11 protein-coding genes are annotated in these 17142 nt (G+C 65.7%); 4 read left to right on the top strand and 7 right to left on the bottom strand.

What is annotated here, in order from left to right; genetic code table 11:
* Genes FG91_RS14215 through FG91_RS14205 form a run of 3 tightly spaced genes read left to right on the top strand, consistent with a single transcriptional unit; the run spans position 1 to position 5686 of the window.
* Positions 1 to 3165 carry an efflux RND transporter permease subunit gene (locus FG91_RS14215; RefSeq protein WP_037516037.1) on the top strand — a complete coding sequence of 1055 codons (3165 nt, stop codon included), beginning with the start codon at positions 1 to 3 and terminating at the stop codon, positions 3163 to 3165.
* Positions 3158 to 4558, top strand: coding sequence for an efflux transporter outer membrane subunit (locus FG91_RS14210; RefSeq protein WP_081940601.1), 1401 nt, complete (start codon positions 3158 to 3160; stop codon positions 4556 to 4558). Before FG91_RS14215 ends, FG91_RS14210 begins: the two co-directional genes overlap by 8 nt.
* A gap of 18 nt (positions 4559 to 4576) precedes the next feature.
* A complete protein-coding gene (locus FG91_RS14205) occupies positions 4577 to 5686 on the top strand; it encodes a DNA alkylation repair protein (RefSeq protein WP_037516035.1) in 1110 nt (369 codons plus the stop codon).
* A gap of 18 nt (positions 5687 to 5704) precedes the next feature.
* Here FG91_RS14205 and FG91_RS14200 read toward each other — a convergent pair whose 3' ends face one another.
* Positions 5705 to 7771: a transglycosylase domain-containing protein gene (locus FG91_RS14200; RefSeq protein WP_081940600.1), complete on the bottom strand. Its 2067-nt coding sequence runs from the start codon at positions 7769 to 7771 to the stop codon at positions 5705 to 5707.
* A 149-nt stretch (positions 7772 to 7920) separates the two neighbouring features.
* On the opposite strand from FG91_RS14200, the gene FG91_RS14195 reads away from it, so the two are divergent.
* Positions 7921 to 9846, top strand: a complete 1926-nt coding sequence (locus FG91_RS14195) for a patatin-like phospholipase family protein (protein WP_037516034.1) — start codon at positions 7921 to 7923, stop codon at positions 9844 to 9846.
* Here the strand turns inward: FG91_RS14195 and FG91_RS14190 are convergent.
* The 6 genes from FG91_RS14190 to FG91_RS14165 all read right to left on the bottom strand — a co-directional run bounded on the left by FG91_RS14190 (position 9843) and on the right by FG91_RS14165 (position 17042).
* Positions 9843 to 10325 (bottom strand): DUF421 domain-containing protein, encoded by a 483-nt coding sequence (locus FG91_RS14190; protein ID WP_037516032.1) that lies wholly within the window; start codon positions 10323 to 10325, stop codon positions 9843 to 9845. The genes FG91_RS14195 and FG91_RS14190 overlap by 4 nt on opposite strands.
* Positions 10325 to 10903 carry a hypothetical protein gene (locus FG91_RS14185; RefSeq protein ID WP_037516030.1) on the bottom strand — a complete coding sequence of 193 codons (579 nt, stop codon included), beginning with the start codon at positions 10901 to 10903 and terminating at the stop codon, positions 10325 to 10327. The genes FG91_RS14190 and FG91_RS14185 overlap by 1 nt, the downstream gene beginning before the upstream one ends.
* Positions 10904 to 10997: 94 nt before the next feature.
* On the bottom strand, positions 10998 to 11423 hold the full coding sequence (locus tag FG91_RS14180) for a hypothetical protein (RefSeq protein WP_235212048.1): 426 nt from the start codon (positions 11421 to 11423) through the stop codon (positions 10998 to 11000).
* A gap of 218 nt (positions 11424 to 11641) precedes the next feature.
* Complete coding sequence (locus tag FG91_RS14175) at positions 11642 to 12571, bottom strand: SGNH/GDSL hydrolase family protein (RefSeq protein ID WP_037516026.1); 930 nt, start codon at positions 12569 to 12571, stop codon at positions 11642 to 11644.
* A gap of 1 nt (position 12572) precedes the next feature.
* Positions 12573 to 15665: a TonB-dependent receptor domain-containing protein gene (locus FG91_RS14170; protein ID WP_081940612.1), complete on the bottom strand. Its 3093-nt coding sequence runs from the start codon at positions 15663 to 15665 to the stop codon at positions 12573 to 12575.
* Positions 15666 to 15713: 48 nt separating this feature from the next.
* Positions 15714 to 17042, bottom strand: coding sequence for a dicarboxylate/amino acid:cation symporter (locus FG91_RS14165; RefSeq protein WP_037516177.1), 1329 nt, complete (start codon positions 17040 to 17042; stop codon positions 15714 to 15716).
* Positions 17043 to 17142 lie beyond the last annotated feature (100 nt).

Here is a 17142-nt window from a genome sequence, read left to right as displayed (position 1 = left end):
ATGACACCCCGCTTCTTCATCGACCGGCCCATCTTTTCGTGGGTCATCGCTATCGGCATCCTGTTGTCGGGCATCATCGCGCTGCGCGGGCTTCCCGTGGAGCAATATCCGTCGGTGGCGCCGCCGTCGCTGACGATCGGCGTCACCTATCCGGGCGCCGACGCCAAGACGCTCGAGCAGAATGTCACGCAGGTCATCGAGCAGGAACTGAACGGGGTCGAGGGCTTCCTCTACATGGCCTCGACCAGCGAATCGAACGGCACCGCGTCGATCAACCTGACCTTCGAGGCGGGGACCGACATCGATAATGCGCAGATGGAGGTGCAGAACCGCCTGCGCCGCGTCGAGCAGCGTTTGCCCGAAGATGTGCGCCGCCAGGGCATTTCGGTCACCGAGGCCAATTCGGGCTTCCTGCTGATCGTCGCGATCACGTCGAAGAGCGGCAACACCGACCCGATGGAGGTCAACAACTTCGCGAACACGCGCGTGCTCGACGAGCTGCGGCGTGTGAACGGCGTCGGCAACGTTCAGGCCTTTGCGCCCGAATATGCGATGCGCATCTGGCTCGATCCGCAAAAGCTCGCCTCCTACAATCTGTCGGCGGCCGAAGCGCTCGGCGCGGTGCAGGAACAGAATAGCCAGACGCCGGGCGGCCAGCTTGGCGATCAACCTATCGCCAAGGGCGCGCAGCTCAACGCCGTGATCACGACGCAAGGCCGCTTTACCAAGCCCGAGCAGTTCGAAAGCATCATCCTGCGCGCCAACCCCGACGGGTCGGCGGTCACGCTCGGCGATGTCGGGCGCGTCGAACTGGGCGCAGCGAGCTATCTCTTTTCGTCCGAACTCAACGGCAAGCCGATGGCGGGCCTCGCGGTCCAGCTGACCCCCGGCGCAAACGCGCTGTCGACGGCCCAGGGCATTCGCGACCGCATGGACGAGCTGTCGAAGGGCTTCCCGCCCGACATCACCTGGTCAATCCCCTACGACACAACGCCCTTCATCAGCCTGTCGATCGAAGAAGTGGTGAAGACGCTGGGCGAAGCGATGCTGCTCGTCTTCCTCGTGATGTTCCTGTTCCTCCAGAACTGGCGCGCGACCGTCATCCCCACCGTCGTGGTTCCCATCGCGCTCGCGGGCGCATGCCTCGGCCTCTGGATGTTCGGTTTCTCGATCAACGTGCTGACCCTGTTCGGCATGGTGCTCGCGATCGGCATTCTCGTCGACGACGCGATCGTCGTGATCGAGAATGTCGAGCGCATCATGAACGAGGAGCATCTGTCGCCCTATGACGCGACGGTGAAGGCGATGAGCCAGATCACCTCGGCGATCGTCGGCATCACGCTGGTGCTGATCGCGGTGTTCATCCCCATGGCCTTCTTCCCCGGGTCGACCGGCGGCATTTATCGTCAATTCTCGATGACGCTCGCGATCTCGATCGCCTTCTCGGCGCTGCTCGCGCTGACGCTGACGCCTGCGCTGTGCGCGACGCTGCTGAAGCCGCACGACCAGACCGCGCGCAAGGGCCGCATCGGCGCATTCTTCGACCGCTTCTTCGGCCGGTTCAATGAATGGTTCGGGCGCACGACCGACCGCTATCAAGGCGGCGTCGGCAAGATGCTGGCGACGCCGCTGCGCTGGCTCGGCGTGTTCGTCGCGATGGTCGCGATCACCGCATTGCTCTTCACCCGCCTGCCGGGCTCGTTCCTGCCGCAGGAAGACCAGGGCTATCTGGTGACCGTGATCCAGGCGCCCCCGGGCGCGACGACACAGCGCACCAACGAAGCGACCAAGCAGGTGAAGGCCTTCTTCGCCGAGCAGCCGCAGGTCGCCAATGTCGTGACGGTCAACGGATTCAGCTTCTTTGGACAGGGACAGGCGAACGCAATCATGTTCACCCCGCTGAAGCCTTGGGAAGAACGCAAGGGCGAAGGCGACAGCGCCGACGCGATCGCGGGCAAGGCTATGGGCACCTATGCGAACATCAAGGAAGCCTTCGCCTTCTCGCTGAGCCCGCCGTCGATCCCCGAACTCGGTACGTCGAGCGGCTTCACCTTCAAGCTGCAGGACCGCGGCGGCAACGGGCGCGACGCGCTGATCGCCGCGCGCAATCAGATGCTCGGCGGCGCGATGCAGAGCAAGCTGCTCGCCAACGTTCGCCCCGAAGGGCAGGAAGATGCACCCGTGCTGAAGGTCGATATCGACCGGATTCAGGCACGCGCGCTCGGCCTGTCGATCGGCGACGTCAACGCGACGCTCGCGATCAGCTTCGGCAGCGCCTACGCCAACGACTTCACCCGCGAAGGCCGCGTGCTGCGCGTGCTGCTCCAGGCCGATGCCGCGAGCCGCATGACGCCGCAGGACGTGCTCGACCTGCGCGTGCGCAGCGCGGCAGGGAACATGGTGCCCTTCGGATCGTTCAGCACCGCCGAATGGTCGGCCGAAGCCCCGCAGCTCCAGCGCTATAACGGCTATCCCGCGATGACGATTTCAGGCGAACCCGCACCCGGCCAGTCGACCGGCGAAGCGATGGCCGAAATGGAGCGGCTGGCGCAGACGCTGCCCGCCGGCTTCTCCTTCGAATGGACCGGCATCTCCTATGAAGAAAAGCAGTCGGCGGGCCAGATCGGCATGCTGCTCGGCCTGTCGCTCGTCGTCGTCTTCCTGCTGCTCGCGGCGCTTTATGAAAGCTGGTCGGTGCCCGTCGCGGTGCTGCTCGTGGTGCCGCTCGGCGTGCTCGGCGCGGTGCTCTTCTCGATGCTGCGCGGGCTGTCGGCGGACATTTATTTCAACGTCGGCCTGATCACGATCATCGGGCTGGCCGCCAAGAATGCGATCCTGATCGTCGAATTCGCGATCGAACAGGAGGCCGAGGGCAAATCGACGCTCGACGCGGTGATGGAAGCGGTGAAGCTGCGCCTCAGGCCGATCATCATGACCAGCCTCGCTTTCATCCTGGGCATGGTGCCGCTCGTCATCGCGAGCGGAGCCGGCGCCGCCAGCCGCATCGCGGTCGGGTCGGGCGTGATGGGCGGGATGATCGCGGCGACCTTGCTCGGCATCTTCTTCATCCCGCTTTTCTATCTCTCGGTGCGCAAGTGGATCAGCCGCAAGCGGCCGCCCGCACCCGCCGAAAAAGGACATCATGAGGAACCCGGTCATGCGTAATCTGATCGCGCTGCTCGCAGCGACGACGCTCGCCGGATGCGTCAATATGGCGCCGAAGCACGAGCGCCCGGCGCTACCCACCGCGCCCGCCTATCCGGCCGAGTTCGCGGGCGATGTGACGCTGGGGCAGCGGGCGACCGAAGTGTCGTGGCAGGACTTCTTTGCCGATCCGCAGCTCGAAGTGCTGATCGCGCAGGCGATCGAGCGCAATCGTGACCTCGCCGTCGCGGTCGCGCAAATCGAGGAAGCGCGCGGGCTGTACCGCATCCAGGACGCCGATCGCCTGCCGACCGTGGGCGCCAGCGCCGCCGCGACACGCACGCGTGGCGCCTCGCTGACCGGCCCCGGCACCGACACGTCCAATCGCTATTCGGTCGGTGTGGGCGTGACCTCGTTCGAGCTCGATTTCTGGGGCCGCGTCAAGAATCTCTCCGAAGCCGCGCGCAGCCAGTATCTCGCGACCGAGGCGGCCGAACGCGCCTTCCGTCTCGCGCTCGTCCGCGACGTCGCCTCCTCCTATTTCGCGTCGCGCGGCGCCGAGGAGCAGATCAAGCTCGCCGAAGCCACGGTGACGAGCCGCAAGGAAGGGCTGCGGATCGCAAAGCGCCGCCTCGACGCGGGAGTCACCTCGGCGCTCGACTATCGCCAGTCGGAGACGCTGCTGACGCAGGCCGAAACGCAACTTGCCAGCCTGAAGCTCGGCAAGGCGCAGGCCGACAATTTCCTCGCCGTGCTGACCGGCGGACCGGTGACCGGCCCCCTGCCCGCGCCGCTACCGCTCGTCGCGCAGAGCCAGTCGCCGACGCTGACTGCTGGTCTGCCGTCGGACCTGCTCGTCGCGCGGCCCGATGTGGTGGCGGCCGAAGAGCGGCTGCGTGCCGCGCGCGCCAATGTCGGCGCCGCGCGCGCCGCCTTCTTCCCGTCGATCTCGCTGACCGGCAATTTCGGTTTCGCCTCGGGGTCGCTCGACAATCTGTTCAGCGACAACGGTATGACGTGGAGCTTCGGCCCCTCGATCAGCCTGCCGATCTTCGACTTCGGGCGCAACAAGGGCAATCTTACGGTTGCCGAGGCGCGCGAGAATATCGCGGTCGCGACCTATGAACGCACCGTGCAGGGCGCATTCCGCGAAGTTGCCGACGCGCTCGCCGGACGCCGCCACCTCGCCGAGCAGGTCGAAGCGCAGGAGCGCGGCACGCTCGCGACCCGGCAGATCGCCGATCTGGCGCGCAAGCGGTACCGCGAGGGGGTCTCGACCTATCTCGAAGTGCTCGACGCCGAACGCAATCTGTTCGCCGCCGAACAGGCGCTGATCGAGCTGAGGCGTGCGCAGGTCGACAATCTGGTGACGCTCTATGTCGCGCTGGGCGGCGGACTGGTCGAGCGACGCTAAGGCGCCAAGCAAAACTGCATGACGAACGAGGCCGCGTCCCCTGCCCTGCTCAAGGATATTCTCGGCCCGCAAGCGCTCGAAACGATCGGCGATGCGGGGGTGGCGGCGTCGCGACATTTCGATCACGCCGCCTTTTTGTCCGCGGCGTCGGACGGACTCGATGCACTGTCGATCATGGAACGTGTGCGCCATATCGCCGACGCGCTCCATGCGGCGCTGCCCGGTGATTATGCGGCGGCGCTCGATGTCGTCCGCGCGATGGCGCCGCGGCTCACCCACGCTTTTCAGGCGATGGCGGTCACCGAATATGTTGCGCGCTATGGCCTCGATGATTTCGACCCGTCGATGGACGCCCTCGCCGACCTGACGCGCTTCGGCTCGGCCGAATTTGCGATCCGCCCGTTTCTGGCCGCGGATACGCGCCGCGCGCTGACCGTCATGGCGCGATGGGCCAGCAACGAGGACGAGCATGTCCGCCGGCTCGCGAGCGAAGGCGCGCGGCCGCGCTTGCCGTGGGCGGCGCGCATCCCGGCGCTGAAGTCCGACCCGACACTGGCGGCGCCGATCCTCGAAATACTGAAAGCCGATCCGAGCCTGTATGTTCGCAAATCGGTCGCGAACCATCTGAATGATATCGCCAAGGACCGGCCCGACTGGTTGCTGGATCGCCTCGCGACGTGGCCGCAGGACAATGCACGCACGGTCTGGATCGTCCGCCACGCGCTGCGCACGCTGATCAAGAAGGGCGATCCCGCCGCCTTGGCGCTGATTGGGGTCGGCCATGGGGCCGCGGTAAGCGTACGCGATTTCAGCATTGCGCCGTCGGCCGTCCATCTTGGCGACCGGATTGCCATCACGGCCAACCTCGCATCGGATTCATCGGAAAATCAGCGACTGGTGGTCGATTATCGCGTCCATTATGCACGCGCGGGCGGCAAGAGCGCCGCCAAGGTCTTCAAGCTGAAAACGTTCGAACTTGCGGCGGGAGAGACCGCGTCGCTCGGCATCAGCCAGACGATCCGCGACTTCAGCACCCGCCGCCATCATCCGGGGAGGCACGAAGTCGAGTTGATCGTCAACGGGCAGACGATGGCGACCGCAGCGTTCGAGATCCTGTCGGCCGCCTGATCCCGGCGATGAGTTGGCCTATCCCGGTGGCGGCACGGTGGCCGCCTCGGGCGGCGGGCGCCCTTCCTGGATCGTCGGGCGCCCCTCCGGCATCGGCAGGCGCAGGTCGATTCGGCTGCCGTTGATTTCGGTCGAGATGACGGCATTGTCACCCTCGATGCCGATGCGCGTCCGGTCGCCGATCGGGATGTCGCCGATGTCGGGAATATCGAGCGGCTCGACGGGACCGGTCGGATCGACCACCTTCTTCGGCCGCGGCGCGGCCTTTTTGCCCGATGCCTCGGTCATAAAGTCGCGCCAGATGCGCGCCGGCAGCCCGCCGCCCGAAATGCCCTGAAGCGGCGTATTGTCGTCATTGCCGATCCACACCCCGACGACGAGGCCGTTGGCGTAACCGACGAACAGCGCGTCGCGATTGTCCTGGCTGGTGCCCGTCTTGCCAAAATTGGCCTGCGGCAGCCGCGCGGCGCGGCCGGTGCCGCGATTGACCGCGGCGCGCAGCATTTGCTCGATATCCTCATGCTCGCGCGACCCGAAGCTCGACGGGCCTGAGATCAGATTTTCGAACCAGCCCTTTTCCTCGGCCTCGAACGCGTGCGGTTCGACCGGATAGCTGTTCGCCGCAACCGCGGCATAGGCAGCGGTGAGTTCGAGCAAGGTCATGCTCGACGTGCCGAGCGCGAGGCTGGGATCGCCCTTGGCCATCGGCGCGGTGACGCCGAGGTCGCGCGCCATGTCGATGACCTTGTCGTCGCCGATTTCGCGGAGCAGGCGGACCGCAGCGACATTGCTCGACGAGGCGAAGGCGTCTTCGAGGCTGATTTCCTTCGAATAGGCGCCGCCCGAATTTTTGGGGCGATAGGAGCCGGTCTCGATCGCGCTGTTGTCGATCATGTCGTCGGGGTCCCAACCGGCGCGCAGCGCGGCAAGATAGACGAAGAGCTTGAAGGTCGAACCGGGTTGGCGCCGCGCCTGCGTCGCGCGGTTGAAGGGCGATGCGGCATAATCCTTGCCGCCGATCATCGCGACGACCTCGCCATTCGGGCGCATCGCGACGAGCGCGACTTGCGCCTTGCCCAGCCCCGCGCGCCCCGTCACGCGGCGCGCGACGCCTTGCAACCGCGCGTCGAGCGTCGTCGCGATCGTCTGGCGCGAATAGCCGACGTCGCTCAATTTCCGCGCCGCGGGCAGCGCCCAGTCGGCGAAATAGGTGCCGGTGGGCAGCGTGTTGCGGCTGCGCACGTCGATGCGCGGGGTGCGCAGCGCCTTCCGCTCCTGCTCGGTGAGATAGCCCGTCGTGACCATCGCGTTCAGCACCAGCTTCATGCGCTTTTCGGCGAGGTCGGGATTTTTGGTCGGCGCGAGGCGCGACGGCGCCTGTACCAGTCCCGCGAGCATCGCCGCTTGCGCCGGGGTCAGCTTCTCGGGCTGGCGATAGAAATAATGGAGCGAGGCGGCGCGCAGGCCATAGGTGTTGTCGCCGAAATAGGCGTTCGAAAGATAGCGTTCGAGGATCTCGTCCTTGCTGAGCCAAGCTTCGAGCCAGAAGGCGATCAGCGCCTCGCGCGCTTTGCGACCGAGCGTGCGTTTGGGCGTCAGGAAGGTGAATTTCGCGAGCTGCTGCGTGATCGTGCTGCCGCCCTGCGTGCGCCCGCCGGTGAGGTTACTCCAGACGGCGCGCTCGATGCTGCGCGGATCGACGCCCCAATGCGTATAGAAGCGCCGGTCCTCGATCGCGAGGAAGGCGCCGGTCACATGCTTAGGCAAATCCGCCGCCTTCACGGGTGTGTCGACGATCGCCCCGATGCGCGCGATCGGGGTGCCGTCAGATGCGAGCAAGGTGATTTGCGGCGGCGCGATCGGCTCGAGCGATTTCGAGAGCGGTGCGGTGAGCGCGAGCCAGCCGACGAGCAGGATGAAAGCCACGGCGAAGATCGCAAAGCCGCGCGAGATGCGGCGCATCCATTTGCGCCCGCGTGTCTCGGGTTCAATGGGCGGCGGCGGGGCTGCTATATCGGCGAACGGGCCACCCGGCGTCGCGGCGAGGGTGGGATCGGGGCCTTCGGGTTTACGGAACCATTTCATGCGCAGCGCCCGTATTACAACCCCAACACAGCATAAGCAATTGCGTTATCTGGTGCGCTCGATCGGACCTATTCATCAAGAAGGACAGCGACTTGACTGGCGCGCCGGGGTAATAAAGGGAAAAGCCCGCCCATCCGGAGAGCGATGACATGAGCCAAACAGCCACCCGCTATTGCGACCTGGTGATGAAGGGCGGCATCACGAGCGGGATCGTCTATCCCAACGCCGTCCTGGCGCTCGCGCGCGATTTCCGGTTCAAGAATATCGGTGGGACGTCGGCCGGCGCGATCGCCGCGGCTGCCACCGCGGCGGCGGCGCTGGGCGACCGCAAGCATGTCGCATCGGGATCGACGGCACCCTGCCCCCCAACGCTCGGTTTTGCCGGTCTTGAGCGCATAGCGGCGCAACTTTCGTCAGAGGGCTTCATCTTCGGCCTCTTCCAGCCCGCGCGTGGCGGGCGGAACGCCTATCGCCTGATCGTTACCCTCGCCGGGAATGCGAGCATGCTGCGGAAAGCCTTGGCGGCTGCGGTAGCCGTGGTGGCGATCGCGCCCCTCGAAGCGCTGCTTCTGCTCGGCCTGTTCCTTACGGGCGGTTACTGGCTTGCGGGCGCGCCCGGAATTGCCGCGGTGCTATTGCCGTCGGCGATATGCGCCTATCTCGGCGCCGCGATTGCCGCCGTTTTGCGTGTTGCGCGCGTCACGCGGCGCAATCTGCTCGGGCTTTGTTCGGGCCTGAGCGTGCGGAAGGATAGCAAGCCGGCGCTGACCGAATGGCTGCACGAGGTCCTGCAATCGCTGTCGGGCAAGGACATCGCCAAGCCCCTGCTGTTCGACGATCTCTGGGCCGCGCCGCGCTACCCCGGTGAGCCGAACACCGAAACGGCGATCTCGCTCCAGATGATCACGACGGGTGTCTCGCATCACGAGCCGCGGACACTGCCCTTTACCGACGCGTCCTTCTGGTTCCTGCGCGAGGAGTTCGACCTGCTGTTCCCCAAGCCAGTCGTGGACGCGATGGTGGCGATGGCGGGGTCGCCCGATCGGGTCGGGGAGAAGGATTACTTCCGCCTGCCCGGCAAGGGCCGGATGCCCGTGCTGGTGGCGATGCGGATGAGCCTCAGCTTTCCGCTGCTGATCAGCGCGGTGCCGCTCCACGAGCCCGTCGGGAAGCGAACGCTCCGCAGCGAGACCGAAGGAGAAACGCTCGATGACGGCGGGGACGCCAAGGAGACGACGCTGAGCCAGAGCACCGACAGTCTGGCCACCGGCGGCGAGGCGCCGCTGTCGCTGATCGAGGGCTTTCGCATCTGCTGGTTTTCCGACGGCGGCGTTTCGAGCAATTTTCCGCTCCACCTGTTCGACGCGCCACTGCCGCGCTGGCCGACGTTCGCGATCAACCTCGTCTATCCCCAAAGCAGCGACGATCCGCAGGTCGAGAACCCCGAACCCCGCAATCCGCGGGACGAGGCCGAGGCCGCGGTGTGGCTTCCGCTGCACAACAATCGCGGCTGGCAACGCAGCTATAGCTCGATCGCCCGGCCGCTCGCGCTGGCCGAAGTGTCCGGCTTCGTGTTCGGGATCATCAGCACGATGCAGAACTGGCGCGACCTGTTGCAATCGCGCGCGCCCGGCCAACGCGACCGGATCGTCCATGTCGCGCTCGACAAGGTCGAGGGCGGCATGAACCTCGACATGTCGCAGGACATATTGGACAGCATTTCGCTGAAAGGCACGGTCGCCGGCGAACGCCTCTACCAATTCTCGTTCGACAATCATTATTGGGTGCGATGGCGGAACGTCGCCTCGGGACTGCAGCGTTATACGATCCGGATTGCGGCGAGCGCGAAAGTCGTGCCCCCGATCCCGGCCTATGAGGCGGCCTTTGCGACGGTGCGCACGGGAACGCCGCCACCGGTTTCGTATAAATTCCGGTCGGCCGAGACGCAAACCGCCGCTCAGAATCTGTTCGCCGACCTGGTGTCGCGCGGCGAGGAATGGGACGACCTTGGCCCCGACCTCAGCGACGGGACGCCGCGCCCGCTTCCGCTAATGCAGATCACCCCGATCTATTAGTTCGCGGGGTCCTCGCGATCCTGCTGCGGCGACGCGCCGTCTTTCTTCTTGATGAAGCTCATCTTGCCTTGCGGCTCGAGGATCGCCCATGCGACGTCGGCCATCCGCCCAATCCCCGCGAGCCGCATTTCGGACAATATCTCGTCGCGCGTCAGCCGGTCACGCCGCAGATTTTCGGTCACGATTTCGCCGTCGCGCACGATCACGCGCGGCGCGCCTTCGAGCAAATCCTTGGCACGCGGAAACAGATAGGCGGTCCAGCTAAGCACCAGCGCCCAGAAGGCGAAGGTACAGATGGCGAGCGTCGCGCCAGTCAGGCTGAAGTCGTTGTGCGTCACACCCTGCTGGATCAGGTCGCCGAGGACGACGAGCACGACGAATTCGAACGGCGTCATCTGGCCGAGCTCGCGCTTGCCGAGCAGCCGGATCAGCAGGAACAGGATGAAGAACATCACCGTGGCGCGAAGGACGATATCCATCAGGGCAGCACCTGGATCGAAAGCGGCATTGTGCCAATGCGCCGCTTGCCGTCGAAGACCGCAATGTCACCTGTGGTCCCCGCGAACAGCGGCGGGTTGATCTGGCCATCGATCTTGATGTGAAGGCTATCGCCGGCGTCCAGCGGGCCATAAGAAAAATGAAAGCGGCCGTCCTCAAAGCTTTCTTCGGCGGGCGCCGGGATCATCGTGTTGACGGTCATGTCGTGCCAGAGCGCTGGAGTTACCGCCACCACCGCGTCATCGAGCGGAGCGTCCGCGGTCAAAGTGATGTCAGTTTCGAAAAACTCGCCGTTGCGGATAGTCGTCGGCGTTTTCACCGTCAGGCGCGCATCGCCGAAATCGACGGTACGCGGCGGGCTTGGCTGCCCACCGGCGAGGCCTAGGCCCGCCGCCAGCAACAGGCCGCCAAGGACGAGGATCGAGATCGGGCTTGCGTGCCTATCCCACAGACGTTGGTGCGATGGCTTGGCGTCGAGTCCTTCCAGCGCCTGCATCCGATCCTCCGGCCTGATCGCAAATGTCCTGCGGCCGCAATAGCCGAGCACGCCCGCCTCCATCAGAAACGGGCGCCTATTGGACGCTTGGAGCGGCGGTTCGTTCCGCCAGCCTGGCTATGCCCCGCGAAGGCGTTGCCCGGGTTTCCTGCGAGGATTATAATAGGGAGGCGGAGCGCGTCCGCTCCTGCCGCGCGTCGGCGACGGCCCAGATGCTCAGCAATGCTGTCAGAATCGCGGGCAAGGTGACCCCCGCGAAATCGCGCGCGAGGGCCGAAGGACCGCAGATGCCGACCGCGACCTCCCAGAAGTGGAAGAGCGCATGGCCGCAGAGCCAGAGCGTCGCACTCATCCACAGCAGCACACGATATTGCGGGCGAAAGGCGCCGACGAGGAGCGCCGTGCCGACGAAAAGGTAGATGAGCCCGATGTCGCGGATGAAATGCTGATTGAACGGGCCGGTCGTCGTGACGCCCGGGACCGCGAGATACCAGTCGGCGGGCGACCAGAGCATGAAAAGCGCGTTCGCGTCGGCGCCGATGCCGAGGATGACGGCGGTCCAGATACAAATCGACTTGAGCATTATAGTCTCCCCCTTGGATCGCTGACGGCTGTTTCTTCAGCGGCGCGCGACGTTTGAGCCACCGGCCGAAGCGTGTGGAGCCGAGCTTGCCATCGGAACCGGGGATGGGCGAGTCATCCTTCGACCGCGGCCCGAAACGAACGCCTCGGCAAGCCCCTCGCCCACCGGCCAATTGGCGGCCGAGGGGCTTGCCGAGCCCCCGTTTTCCTGAAACCCGGTTATCCGTTCGCGAGCGTATCGCGCGCGACGCGTTGGAGCGCGGCGGCCTGGGCGTCCGAAAGCCCGAGTTCGTCGGCACCCTTTTCCTTAGGCCCGAGCGTCGTGGGATCGATGCCCGTGATCGCGCCGAAGGTCACGAGCGCCGAGAGATAATAGCCCGCGACGCTGGCGTGATAATGGTCGTAAGCCCAAAGATCGAGCTGGCCGTAACCGATCCCGTCATAGGGATTGGGATCGGCGACGCCGTCCGCCATCGCGCGGTTCCATGCCTGGCCGACCGGCACGACACCCGCCACGGACGGATTAACGGATCGTGCGCGGTCGGCCGCGGCGCGGAGGTCATCGGCCATCGCCGTCACCGGCTTTCCGTACCAATGGCCCCCGGACTTATAGGTCTGGTCGGCGCGCGTCCATGCCGCCGCGAGGCGGATATCGACCGCCGGATTACGCGCCTTGAACAGCGCGGCGAGCCGGCCGACATTGCGCATATAGTCCGTGGGATCGCCGGGCTTTGCGCGGTCGAGCGTGCTGAATTCCTGCAGCACGACGATGTCCCACGACCGGTCGAAGAGCTGGCGCCGCTCGTCATAGTGAAAGCCCAGCGACTTGCCGCCCTGCGTTTCGAGGCTGACCCGATAGTCGAGCCCCGCCTGCTCGGCGAACAGCTTGAACAGCGCGGGCACGCCGCCATAGCCCGCATTATTGAGGTCGGTGACCGTCCCCGCGCGCCAGTTGCGCGCCGCCGAATGCGCCCCCTGCGTAAAGCTGTTGCCGATGAACAGGATCGTCTTCGGCGCCGCTTTCGTTGGGACAGAGGAAGTCGCGCCGGCGGCAGTCGGCGCGGGCGCGCTCTCCTTTGCCGTTGCCGCCGGCGCGACGGCGAGCGCGGCAGCGCCGATCAGGAACCAGATGCCGTGCCCGTGTTTCATATCAGAACTCCGTGGTGACCGAGGTGTACCAATAGCGGCCATAGGGGCTGTAGAGCGACCCCAGATAACCCTCGGACGAAAGCGGCGGCTTTTCGTTGGTGATGTTGCGCACCCCGACGCGCCAGCGCATGTCGCCGCCAAGACCCCCGGCATCCTTGACGCGGACCTGCGCATAGAGATTGCCGGTGACCTGCGACTTGACGCGCCACGGGTTGCCGTCGGCATCGACGAACGCCGTTTCGTCGACCGCACCAGTGTAGCGCGCGAAGGCGCCGACCTGGAACTGCCCGAGCGACCATGTGAGCGACGCGGTGCCGCGCCATTTCGGACGGCCGTTGGCTTCGATCAGATTCTGCGTCTCGGGCAAGGGCGTCGCGGCGTTGATGTCGCCGGCTTCGCGCGCGGCGACGAGCTGGTCGACGGCGTCGCCCGGCGCACGCGAGAATTTGAGCAACCGCGTCGCGTTCACCGAAAAATCGAACTTGCCGACGTCCGTCTTGGGCGACTGCCAGTAGAAGGCGAAATCGAGCCCGCGGACGGTCTGCGGCTGCAGGTTGATGAACTGGTCGCGCACCGTCGTGATCCGGCCGACCGGCGTGATCCCCGTGCCCGCGAAACTGACAATATCGTCGGCATTGGCGGCATCGCGAATGACATTGGGGTTCGACGAGCCCTGAAGGCGGAGCAGATAGTCGAGCGCCACCGCGGTGTCGTTGCCGAGGATGCCGACGATGCCCTTTTGCTTGATCGACCAATAGTCGACGGTGAAGGTCATGCGGCCGAGGTCGGACGGGATGAAGGTCGGCTCGAACACCGCGCCGAGGTTATAGTTTGTGCTCTTTTCGGGCCTCAGATCGGGATTGCCCGAGACGCGGCGCGAATAGCCGACATTGTTCCCGCACTGGGTAAAATTGGCGATCCGCCCGGCGCGAAGGTCAACCTCGCAGCGCAGGAAATCCTGGCTGGTCGCGAGGCGCGCATATTCGACCGCGTTGACCTGTTCGAGGTTCGGCGCGCGGAAACCCTGCGAGAAGGAACCGCGCAGGCGGAAGCCGTCGACGACGTCCCACGCCGCGGCGACCTTCGGCCGGGCGACGCTGCCGAAATCGCTATAATGTTCGTAGCGGCCGGCGAGCTGCACGTCGAAACGCCGGACGAGCGGGATATTCATCTCTTCCGACACGATCGGCACCGCGAGTTCCGCGTAGGCAGCGGCGACGGTGCGCTTGCCATAGGTATCGGGGTTATCGCTGACCGCCGCGGCGTCGCTGATCGTCACCGCGCCCGAAACGGCATCGACGAAGGGGCTCGATCCGTCGACGGCGGAATCGCGGTCGTCGCGCTGCGTCTCGCGCCGCACTTCGAGGCCGAAGGCGACGCCGACGTCGCCGCCGGGCAAGGCGAACAGGTCGGCGCGCGAGGCGCGGAAGTCGCCCATCGTCAGCGTGGTTTTCGAGGCGCGGCGAAGCTGGAAGGTGATCGCATCGATCGCCGCCTGCGAGCTGGGGGTGCAATCGCCCGAGCTGAGGCTGTCGATGCAGCCCCCGTTGAACGGGTTGTACGCATCAGGAGTCGCGAGCGCGAGGCTCCGCTGGAGCGCAGAGCTGCGCACCGCGAGGCTGCTGTCGACCGCCGAGGCTTCGGAATAGACGAAGGCGCTGTCCCATTTGAAGCCTGCAGCCTCGCCGCGCACACCGATCAGGCCGCGCAGCTGCTCGCCCGAGACCTTCACCGCCTGCGGCCCGGTATCGACGAAGCGATAGGTGGTGAGCAGCACCGGCAGGCCCGCGGCGGGCACGTTGACGAGCCCCGGGATGCGATTGGGATTGGGCTGGCCATTGATCGTCGTCGCGCCGAAGGGGTTGTAATAGTTGCTCGCCGGGATCCAGATCTGGTTGAGGTTGATCACCGGCGGCTGGATGCGCGTCGTGTTCGAGCGGTAATAGCCGAACTCGCCGAACAAAGTCAGATCGTCGGTCAGGTCGTAGTGGCCGTTGATGAAGGCGTTGTAACGTTTGACGCTCGGCATCACGGTCGTCCCGACCGCCGTGTCATAGCGCAGGTCGCGGAAGGCATTGTTCGTCGCGAGCGCGGTGTTCACGAGACAGAGGTCGGCGGTCAGCGCCTGCGTGCAGCCGCCGAGGCGGGTCGGACGAACGGTGAAGGACCCCGCCGCGGTGGTGAGGTTCGTCGTGCCGCGGCGCGGCCGGCCGCCGGTGACGGGGACCTGCAGCGCCGGCCAGGCGCCACGCGTCGCGCGCGCGTCGGGGGTCAGCGAGTCGGCGAATTCGGGATAGTCAGCGAACAGCGGACGGAGGTTGGCCGAGGCGGTGAAATCCTGATCCTCGGCACGCAGCGCCGTACGGTCGGTATATTCGAACGAGAGGGTGATATTGCCGCGGTCGAAGCTCTTGCCGGCAAGGATATTGCCCTGGAATTCGCGCAGGTGCGTGCCTTCGGCGCCGCCATATTGCGCCTGCATCCTCAGGCCGTCGTAATTGTCCTTGAGCACCGTGTTGACGACCCCCGCGACGGCATCCGAGCCATAGAGCGCGGCGGCGCCGTCGAGCAGGACTTCGAGCCGCTGCAGCCCGGTCGTCGGGATCGCGTTCGAGTTATAGCTCAGTACCGGGACGGTGCCCGTGTCCGACAGGCCCTGGCTGGCGGGGTGGGTGACGATGCGGCGGCCGTTCAGCAGCACCAGCGTGTTGCCGACTCCGAGCGAGCGCAGGTTGACCGAACCGACGTCGCCGCGCGCCGCGTTGCTGGTCTGCGCATTGTTGCCGGGGTTGAAGCTGACGTCACCCATCTGCGGGATGTTGCGGATCAGTTCGTCGCCGCTGACCGCGCCGATCGCGTCGAGCTTGTCCTGATTGACCACGACCACCGGTAGCGCCTCGGTAACGCGCGCGCCCTCGATGCGCGTGCCGACGACGACGATATCGCCGGTGGTTTCGCCATCGGGTTGCGGCTCATTGGCATCGGCGGTTTCAGCAGCCGGATCGGTTTCGGCCGTTTGGGCCTGTGCGGGGGCACCTGCGAGAAGGCAAATCGCCGTACTCGCCAGAAGCATTGTTCCAAAACTGCGCCTCATCATCATTCTCCCCAATTTTATTGTTTGAATTTTTGTGTCTTGTTGATCTCAATCGCTGTCGGTCTCGACCGGCGGCGCCGCGAGCGGTGCGGGCTCGCCGCTGAGCGCGCGGTTCAGCGCATCGCGGTCGAGCGCATTTTCCCACATCGCGACGACGATCGCCGCGAGCGCATTGCCGATGAAATTGGTCAGCGCGCGGCACTCGCTCATGAAGCGGTCGATGCCGAGGATCAGCGCGAGCCCCGCGACGGGCACGGTCGGGACCGCGGTCAGCGTCGCGGCGAGCGTGATGAAGCCCGCGCCGGTGACCCCCGCCGCGCCCTTCGAACTCACCATCGCGACGAGCAGTAGCGCGACCTGATCGCCGAGGCTGAGGTCGACGCCCGTCGCCTGCGCGACGAACAGCGCTGCGAGCGTCATATAGATGTTCGTGCCGTCGAGGTTGAAGCTGTAGCCCGTCGGTACGACCATGCCGACCACCGGCTTGGCGCAGCCCGCTTTCTCGAGCTTTTCCATCAGGCTCGGCAGCGCGGCCTCGGACGACGAGGTGCCAAGCACGAGCAACAGCTCGGCCTTGAGGTACGCGATCAGCCGGAAGATCGAGAAGCCGCAGAGCCGCGCGACCGAACCAAGGATCACGACCACGAACAGGATCGAAGTCAGATAGAAAGTCGCGATCAGCGCGCCGAGATTGACGAGCGATTCCACGCCATATTCGCCGATGGTGAAGGCCATCGCGCCGAATGCGCCGATCGGTGCGAAGCGCATCAGCATCCCGACGAGATAGAAGAAGACGCTCGAAAGCTTTTCGAGCATGCCGAGCACTTGGGCGCCGGCGGCACCGGTGTGCGACAGCGCGACGCCGAACAGGATCGCAGCGAACAGCGCCTGCAGGATCGATCCCGAGGTCAGCGCCGAGACGAAGGTCGTCGGAATGATCGCGAGCAGGAAGCCGACGAGCGAGGTGTCGTGCGCCTTCGCGTCATATTCGGCGATCTTGGCGACCGCATTCGGATCGAGCGTCGCCGGGTCGATGTTCATCCCCGCGCCCGGCTGGACCACATTGGCGACGATCAGCCCGATGATCAGCGCGAGGGTCGAGAAGAAGAGGAAATAGGCAAAGGTCTTTGCCGTCAGGCGGCCGAGCGTCTTGCCGCTGCCGACCGATGCGATGCCGGTCGAAACGGTGAGGAAGATCACCGGCGCGATGATCATCTTGACGAGGTCGATGAAGCCCTTGCCGAGCGGCTGGAGCTGGACGCCGACGTCAGGCCAGAAATGGCCGAGCAGCACGCCGCCGGCGATCGCCGCGAGCACCTGAACATAGAGATGCGACCACCACGGCCCGGACTTGGCCGGCACGTGCACCGCATTCATGTCGATCGTGGCTGCCACCAGCCTCTCCCCATATTTTGCGTCCGGCTCGACGCGGACCGGGGTGTTTCCCGGCCTTTGGCTGAAAATAGAGGCGCGATGG

Origin of the sequence: Sphingopyxis sp. LC81, assembly GCF_000756375.1 — a bacterium.
Lineage (GTDB): Bacteria > Pseudomonadota > Alphaproteobacteria > Sphingomonadales > Sphingomonadaceae > Sphingopyxis.
This window is presented reverse-complemented; position numbering and strand designations above follow the sequence as displayed.